This window comes from Sutterella sp., assembly GCF_052272535.1.
Classification (GTDB): domain Bacteria; phylum Pseudomonadota; class Gammaproteobacteria; order Burkholderiales; family Burkholderiaceae_F; genus Sutterella.
Genome location: NZ_DAVZJY010000122.1, coordinates 1 through 7303 on the forward strand (window position 1 = coordinate 1; position 7303 = coordinate 7303).

6 protein-coding genes are annotated in these 7303 nt (G+C 66.7%); 5 read left to right on the forward strand and 1 reads right to left on the reverse strand.

Features of this window, described 5'->3' with window-relative positions; translation table 11 throughout:
* Positions 1-1204: carboxylesterase family protein (locus ACT6Y9_RS07125; RefSeq protein WP_443744022.1), on the reverse strand; the 1204-nt coding region annotated here is incomplete at its 3' end.
* A gap of 111 nt (positions 1205-1315) precedes the next feature.
* On the opposite strand from ACT6Y9_RS07125, the gene ACT6Y9_RS07130 reads away from it, so the two are divergent.
* The 5 genes from ACT6Y9_RS07130 (at position 1316) to ACT6Y9_RS07150 (ending at position 7194) form a co-directional block, all read left to right on the forward strand.
* A complete protein-coding gene (locus tag ACT6Y9_RS07130) occupies positions 1316-2053 on the forward strand; it encodes a FadR/GntR family transcriptional regulator (RefSeq protein WP_295477018.1) in 738 nt (245 codons plus the stop codon).
* A 157-nt stretch (positions 2054-2210) separates the two neighbouring features.
* Complete coding sequence (locus ACT6Y9_RS07135) at positions 2211-5243, forward strand: DUF3427 domain-containing protein (protein WP_443744023.1); 3033 nt, start codon at positions 2211-2213, stop codon at positions 5241-5243.
* Positions 5244-5390: 147 nt separating this feature from the next.
* A complete protein-coding gene (locus ACT6Y9_RS07140; RefSeq protein WP_295477022.1) occupies positions 5391-5657 on the forward strand; it encodes a heavy-metal-associated domain-containing protein in 267 nt (88 codons plus the stop codon).
* A 384-nt stretch (positions 5658-6041) separates the two neighbouring features.
* Positions 6042-6719 (forward strand): hypothetical protein, encoded by a 678-nt coding sequence (locus ACT6Y9_RS07145; protein WP_443744024.1) that lies wholly within the window; start codon positions 6042-6044, stop codon positions 6717-6719.
* Positions 6709-7194 (forward strand): YjiG family protein, encoded by a 486-nt coding sequence (locus tag ACT6Y9_RS07150; protein WP_295477026.1) that lies wholly within the window; start codon positions 6709-6711, stop codon positions 7192-7194. The genes ACT6Y9_RS07145 and ACT6Y9_RS07150 overlap by 11 nt, the downstream gene beginning before the upstream one ends.
* Positions 7195-7303: the final 109 nt, after the last annotated feature.

Consider the following 7303-nt stretch of genomic DNA (forward strand, 5'->3'; position numbering starts at 1 on the left):
CCGCCCCCTCGGCCTCCGTCAGGCCCGCGAGCATCGGGGCGCGCCAGCTGCGGAAGGTGCCGAAGAGGAAGGGAAGGTCCACGCAGTGGCAGGATCCGTAGACGGAGTCGGGTGCGCGCCAGGTGAAGCGGAACTTCCGCACGGGAACGCCGGCGGCGGCGAGCGCCGCGGCGAAGTCCCAGGCGGGGAGGTCGAAGCGGTCGCGCTGCACGGCGCGGAGCTTTTCGAGTGCCCCCGCCGACCGGTCGGTCGAGAAGGCGAGCGTCTCTTCGAGGGTGGTGCCGACCACGACTTCCACGCCCTTCTTCGCCGCGCCCGCGGCCGCCGCCGCGATCGCGGATTCAGGCGTCGCCCAGGCGTCCTTCACCGGGCGGAAGAGCATGCCGCCGAACTTCGGCGCGAGCTTCGCGAAGGCGCCGTCCGTGGCGGCGAGAATGTCCGCGGCGGTCTTCCCGCGGACGCGCTCGAGGACGTGGGCTTCGTCCGCGGGATCGACGCCGAGCTCGGTGAGCAGCGTGCGGGAGACTTCATGGGCTTCATCAGAAGTGAAGTTCCCACGCCCGATCGAGGGCGAGAGGAGCCACGCGCGGAGGAAGAGCCCTTCGGCTTCGGGGAGCCCGAGCATGTGGACGACGGCGTTTGCGCCCGCCGACTGCCCGAAGACCGTCACGGCTTGCGGGTCGCCGCCGAATGCCGCGATCGAGCGGCGCACCCAGCGCAGGGCCTCGAGCTGATCCTCAACGGCGAGGTTGCGCTCGTTGAGCCCGGGACTCTGCAGGAAACCGAGGGCGCCCAACCGGTAGTTGACGCCCACCACCACGATGCCCTGCGCACGGGCAAGCGCCGCGCCGTCGTACCAGGACGCGGCGCCCGAGCCGCAGAAGTTCGCGCCCCCGTGAAACCACACCGCGACGGGAAGCTTCGCCTTCGGGTCGGGCGTCCAAACGCAGAGCGTGAGCGCGCCTTCGTTCTGCGCGAGTTCGAGCGGCCCCATCGGACGGTCGAGGTCCGAGGGTCCCTGCGGGAGCATCTCGCGCTTCGTGCGCGCGTCGAGGCGCCCCTCAAGATGCGCCGCCCGGGGCGGCGCATAACGAAGACGCCCCACGGGCGGTTCGGCGTACGGGACGCCGAGAAAGGCGTGCACGCCCCTATCGAGCGTCCCTAGGACGACGCCGTGCTCGAACGCAACTTCCGTTTCCTGCATGATCAACTTCTCCTTGTGATTCGCCTAGCAACCTGTTCGCTAGGTGAGTTGTTAAGAGGAGTGTATAGTTCTTTGGAAAGCCGAGTCACCTAGGATCTAACCCTTACCCCCATGCCCTCCCTCAAGATCAAGAAGCTCTCCGCCGCGGACCAGGTCTGCGAAAAGATCCGCGCGCTCGTCCTCTCTGGCGAATGGCCCGTGAACGAACGCATTCCGCCCGAAGCGCAGCTTTCGGAAACCTTCGGCGTCAACCGGCTCACGGTGCGCATTGCGCTGCAGCGCCTCAACGCGCTCGGCGTGCTCGAGACGCGCGACGGCGACGGGACCTACGTGCGCGCCTTCGACTTTCAGGCGCACCTCGGCCGCATTGCGGACTTCTACGTGACCGATGAAGTCGAGGAGAGCGTGGGCGAATACCGCGCGGTGATCGAGGTCGAGTGCGTGCGGCTCGCCGTGAAGCGCGTGTGCCCCGAGGACCTCGAGGAGCTCAAGGCCCACTGCCGGGCGTTTGAAGATGAGGTCGGCCGCTGGTACGGGCTCAAAACCGAGGCGGCGCGGGAGGCGTCCTTCGCCCGCACGGTGGACGCGACGCTCGCCTTTCAGACCGAGCTCTGCCGCCTGAGCGGGAACCCGCTCTTTGCGATGGCCTTCGAGCTCGCCGCGGCGCCGATCCGCCGCAACATGACCAAACAAGCCCGCGGGAGGCTTGCCGACCTCGACGAAGACCGCCGCAACATCTGGGTGAAGGCCCATTGGGACTTGGTCGCTGCGCTCGCCGCGCACGACTTCGAAGCGTGCCGCACGACGCTGCTGCGCATCATTGGGCGCGGCAGCGTGGGAGACGACTGAGGCGGGCGGCGCGTCGAAGCGGTCCTGACCATCAGGACGGTCAGGACGACTCCGGCCTGAAGGGAGTCCGAACGGGCCCGAGGGACTTTCCAGCCGCCGCCCCGAGGCTGTAAGCTGGAGCGCCTCTCCAACACGCTGCTTCCCGTCAAGGGCCCCCATGGACGCTTCCTTTGGACTTGCAGGCGCAGAAGACCTGCCTCAGGCGCTCCGCGCCGGACTCTCCACCTCCTTCATCGACGCCGCGCTCGAGAGCGAGCCGGCGGCGCGCACGTCGCTCCTCATCAACGACGCCGAACGCGGCCTCAAGGTCATGACCGAGATCGAGGCGGCGCTCGAGTCCTGCTCGGAATTCGCGATCTCGGTCGCCTTCATCACGGTGAGCGGCATCGCGCCATTGATGCAGCTCCTGCCGCGGCTCGCCGCGAAGGGCGTGCGCGGACGGATCCTCACCACCGACTACCTGCGCTTCACGCAGCCCGCGGCATTGAGAAAGCTCATGGCGCTTTCCAACATCGAGTTGCGCATCTTCCGAACGGACGAGGGGCGCGGGGAGGGCTTTCACACCAAGGGCTACCTCTTCCGCTCGGGCGAACTCTGCCGGATCATCGTGGGGTCCTCGAACATGACGCAGGCCGCGCTCACCACGACGCGCGAATGGAACCTCAACCTCCTCACGCGCGACAAGGGCGAGGTGGCCCGGACGATCCTTGCGGAATTCGACATGCTCTGGTCGCGGCCCGAGTCGCGGCGCGTCGAGGAGGTGATCGACCTCTACGAGGCCGAGTGGAGGAACTCCACCCGCGCGCAGCGCGAGGCCGACCGCGTGATCGAGGAGCAGATCGAGGCGCAGCCCGTGAAGCCCAACGCCATGCAGCGGGCGTTCGTCGAGCGCCTGCGTGCGTTGAGGAAGGAGGGCGAAACCCGCGCGCTCCTCATCTCCGCCACCGGCACGGGCAAGACCTACGCCGCGGCCTTCGCCGTCGCCGACATGGCCCCGCGGCGCATGCTCTTCCTCGTGCACCGCGAGCAGATCGCACGGCAGGCGCTGAGAAGCTTCCGCCGGGTGATCGGCCGGGAGGCGCATACCTACGGGCTCTATGCGGGCGGGGAGAAGACTGCGGCCGCGGACTACGTCTTCGCGACCGTGCAGAGCGTCGTGCGGCCCGGGGGCGAGGCGGCCTTCGCCCCCGACGCCTTCGACGTCGTCGTGATCGACGAGGCGCACCGTGCGGCCGCCCCCACGTATGAGAAGCTCATGAAGCGCTTCCGGCCGAAATTCTGGCTCGGCATGACGGGAAGCCCCGACCGCATGGACGGCGGTGACGTCTACGCGCTTTTCGACCACAACATTGCGGGCGAAATCCGCCTGCAGCAGGCGCTCGAGAACAACTTCCTCACGCCCTTCCACTACTTCGGCATCGCCGACCTCACGACGCTCGACGATGAGGGGCGGGCGAAGAGGATCGCGGCCGAGGACTTCCGGCTCACCGCGCAGAAGACGCAGTTCGATCAAATGGTGCAGGCGATCGAGTGGTTCTGCCACTCGGGCGACCGCCGCCGCGGGCTCGTCTTCGCCGGCTCCAACGACGAGGCGCGGGCGATTGCGGAGCACCTCACGCAGTCGGGCCACCCCGCGCTCGCGCTCTCCGGAGCGACGAGCCAGGAGGACCGCGAGCGCGCCGTGCGTCGGCTCGCCCACGGCACGGCGGGCGAAATCCTCGAATTCCTCGTGACGGTGGACATTTTCAACGAGGGCGTGGACATCCCGGAGGTGAACGAGGTGGTCCTCATGCGGCCTACCGAGAGCGCGGTGGTGTTCATCCAGCAGTTGGGGCGCGGCCTCAGGAAGGCCCCCGAGAAGGAGTTCGTCACGGTGCTCGACTTCATCGGTGCCAATGAGAAGAACTACCTCATCGCGACGGCGCTCTCGGGCGACCGCTCATGCTCGCGCGAGAAGCTCCGGAAGTTCGTCGCGTCGGACGCGAAGCGCCTTCCCGGGGCGTCGACCATCCATTTCGACGAGATCTCGAGCCGTCAGATCTTCCGCACGATCGACAGCGCGAAGCTCGACGCCGCGGGCGTCCTGAAGGACGCCTACCGGAGGCTCAAGGCCGAACTCGGCCGCCCGCCCGAACTGCGGGACTTCGAGGCGCGCGGTTCGCTCGAGCCCCTGCGCTTTCTCCTCTACGGCGACGGCTCCTGGCACGGCTTCCTCGCGAAGTACGAGCCCGAATACAAGGAGGAGGGCGGAGCACTCACTCCCGAGGCGGTGAAGCGCTTGGTCTGGCTGTCGCTGCGCACGGCCTCCGGCATCAGGCCGCTCGAGGCGCTCGTCCTCAAGGCCGCGCTCATCGCAGAGGGCGGGTTCGATGAAGACGCGGACGATCGAGCGGCCCTCGAGTCCTTCAGGGAGTCCTCGGGGCTCGCCGACGCCCTCGACCGCGGCCTCAGGGCGTTGATCGGCCGGCACGCGACCGGGGCCGAGCGCATGAGCGTCGGGCGGGTGCTCTCGCTCGGGTTTGAGCGGAACTCTCAGGAGCGCGCGAAGTGGACGGGATGCGCCGTGCTCGACCCCGACTTCCAGGACCCCGCGGCGTGGCGCCTCGACGCGGACTTCGCGGGGCTGCTGCAGAACCGCGTCTTCCGCAAACGCGTCGGAGAGATCGTGCGCGTGTCGCTCGAGCGCTGGAGGCGGGTCTACTCCAGGCGTTGGAAGGACACTTTTCTCGTCCTCAACGAAACCTACGCCTACGACGAGGTCGCGCGCCTCCTCAATTGGCCGAAGAACATCTCCGCGCAGATTGTGGGCGGGTACTTCCTCGACCAGGAGACGAAGACGCTTCCGGTCTTCATCAACTACGAGAAGCGCGCCGGCGCGATCGCCTACCACGACGCCTTCAGGAGTCCTTCGGAACTGCTCTCGCTCTCAAAGCGCAACCGGACGTCGAGCTCGATGAACGCACAGTGGATGACGAAGGCGCCAGGTTTCGAGGACGTGCGCATCCTCCTCTTCGTGCGCCGCACGAACGAAGCGGAGGGCGCCAAGGCCTTCTACTTCCTCGGAGAAATGGAGGCCGCCGCGAGCCCGCAGGACGTGCGTCTCACGGACGGCGCGAATGCCTTCGAGATCGTCTGGCGGCTCGAGACGCCGGTGCGCCGCGACGTCTACGACTACCTCACGGGCGGTTGACGGGCGGCAGAAGGGTGGCTGAAGGTCCGCGGGCACGCGGCCGCGCTCCGGCATAGAATGATTCTCAATTCATTCATTTCAAGCGGGGCGCCGGCCCGGACGGGGTGCGGCGCCCCGTGCTCCGCAACGAATGGGAGGAAGCACAAGATGTTCAAGACGACGCTCGGCATCGACGGCATGGCCTGCAACATGTGCGAGGAGCACATCTGCAGCACGATCCGCAAAGCCTGCGACGTGAAGAAGGTGTCGGCGAGCCACACCAAGAAGGAGGCGGTGATCATCACCGAGCGCCCCACCGACGAGCGGCTGCTGCGCGAGGCGATCGCGCCCACGGGCTACGGCGTTACGTCATGCAAATGCGAGCCGTACGAGGATAAGGGCTTCTTCGCCAAGATCAAGGGGCTCTTCGGCTGAATCCGCCCGCCCTCGCTTTCTAAGGTTTTCCCCCTAACAGGGGCGCGTCAATTCATGACCGTCCCTACGTTTTGCCCACACCTGTTGTGAGCTCTTGATCCATCTCATAGGAGGGTAGGAGTTTCTCTTAGCCGCCGCTGCTACAGCTGAATACAATTCAGCGCGCCTCCATTCTCACGCGTGCGCGGATCTCCTTGGTTACAAAGGGACTGCGACCCAAGCGGTTGGTGACGATTTGTTTCGGTCTCCCGTCTCCTCGATGACGGCGGCCCGTTGCGTCCCTTCCGTCCGGCTCCGGACGGGATGGAGGGCACTCATGAGGTGCGTTCGGTCTGCCCCCAGACCCCGCGCACCCTCTCGACAACCTCCAACAGGGATGGATACATGTCCGAAACCCAAGCTCCCAAGCAGGAAGCACCCGAGGAGAAGAAGGTCGGCGTCGGCGCGTTCATTGCGCTCGCACTTGCCGTCACGCTCTTCTCCGGCGTCTTCTACAAGATGCCTGAAGCCCAGAAGTGGCTCGGCGCCTTCGACTTCACGACCCTGATCGGTCACTTCGGCACGGTTGCCGGCTCCAAGAGCACCTTCGTCGGCGCCGGCGGCGACAGCGCTCGTGCCGGCTTCCTCTTCGCCCTCTCGCTCTTCCCGGGCGTGATGCTCGCCCTCGGCCTCATTGAAGTGCTCGCTCACTACGGCGCCCTTCGCGCCGCCCAGATCCTGATGACCCCGCTCCTGCGCCCGCTCCTCGGCGTGCCGGGCTACACGGGCCTCGCGCTCGTCACCGACCTGCAGTCGACCGACGGCGGCGCCGCTCTGACGCGCACCCTCTACGACGAAGGCCGCATCACGAAGAAGAACCTCGTGACGATCTGCGCCTGGCAGTACGCCGGTGCCGGCTGCATCAACAACTACTACTCCACCGTCTCGGCGCTCTTCCCGATGTTCGTCTGCCCGGTCTGGGGCCCGGTGGTGATCATTCTCTGCCTGAAGTTCGTCGGCGGCGCTCTGATCCGCTTCGTGCTTTCGACGCTCTACAAGAAGGATTTTGAAAATGACGAATAACGCGAATGCGGCGCAGAAGCCCGAGTCGAAGAACCCGTTCGACATCTTCATCGTCGGTCTTCGCAAGGGCCTCAACATCGGCCTCTACAGTCTGCTGCCGAACGTGCTGATGGCGTTCGTGCTCACGCAGATCCTGCGCCTCTTCGGCGTGATGGACTTCCTCGGCGAAACCTGCGGGGGCGTGATGGGCCTCTTCGGGCTTCCGGGCGAGGCGATCACGGTGCTCCTCGCGACGTGGCTCTCCTGCGGCGCCGGCGTCGGCGTTGCCGCGAGCCTCGCCTCTCACGGCTCGCTCCAGCCCCACGACATCACGATTCTTGCCCCGGCCTTCATTCTGATGGCCTCGCAGATCCAGTACATGGGGCGCCTGCTCGGCGTCGCCGACGTGCCCAAGAAGTACTGGCCCGTGCTGATGGTGAATTCCGTCCTCATGGCCTGCATCGGCATGATCCTGATGCGCATCTTCTTCGTCTAAGACCCGCCGGGTCTCGAAGAAGAAGTCCGCTCCCGGCCCTCAGCCGGGGCGGGCGCAGAAGTCCCGCCGTCCGCTTCCGGAAGCGTCTCTCCCGAGCCGCTCCCGGAAG

Bases quoted from the DNA above. Each gene is read 5' to 3' on its own strand.
- ACT6Y9_RS07140 (WP_295477022.1), top strand. From the start codon at position 5,391: ATGTTCAAGACGACGCTCGGCATCGACGGCATGGCCTGCAACATGTGC.
- ACT6Y9_RS07135 (WP_443744023.1), top strand. From the start codon at position 2,211: ATGGACGCTTCCTTTGGACTTGCAGGCGCAGAAGACCTGCCTCAGGCG.
- ACT6Y9_RS07150 (WP_295477026.1), top strand. From the start codon at position 6,709: ATGACGAATAACGCGAATGCGGCGCAGAAGCCCGAGTCGAAGAACCCG.
- ACT6Y9_RS07130 (WP_295477018.1), top strand. From the start codon at position 1,316: ATGCCCTCCCTCAAGATCAAGAAGCTCTCCGCCGCGGACCAGGTCTGC.
- ACT6Y9_RS07145 (WP_443744024.1), top strand. From the start codon at position 6,042: ATGTCCGAAACCCAAGCTCCCAAGCAGGAAGCACCCGAGGAGAAGAAG.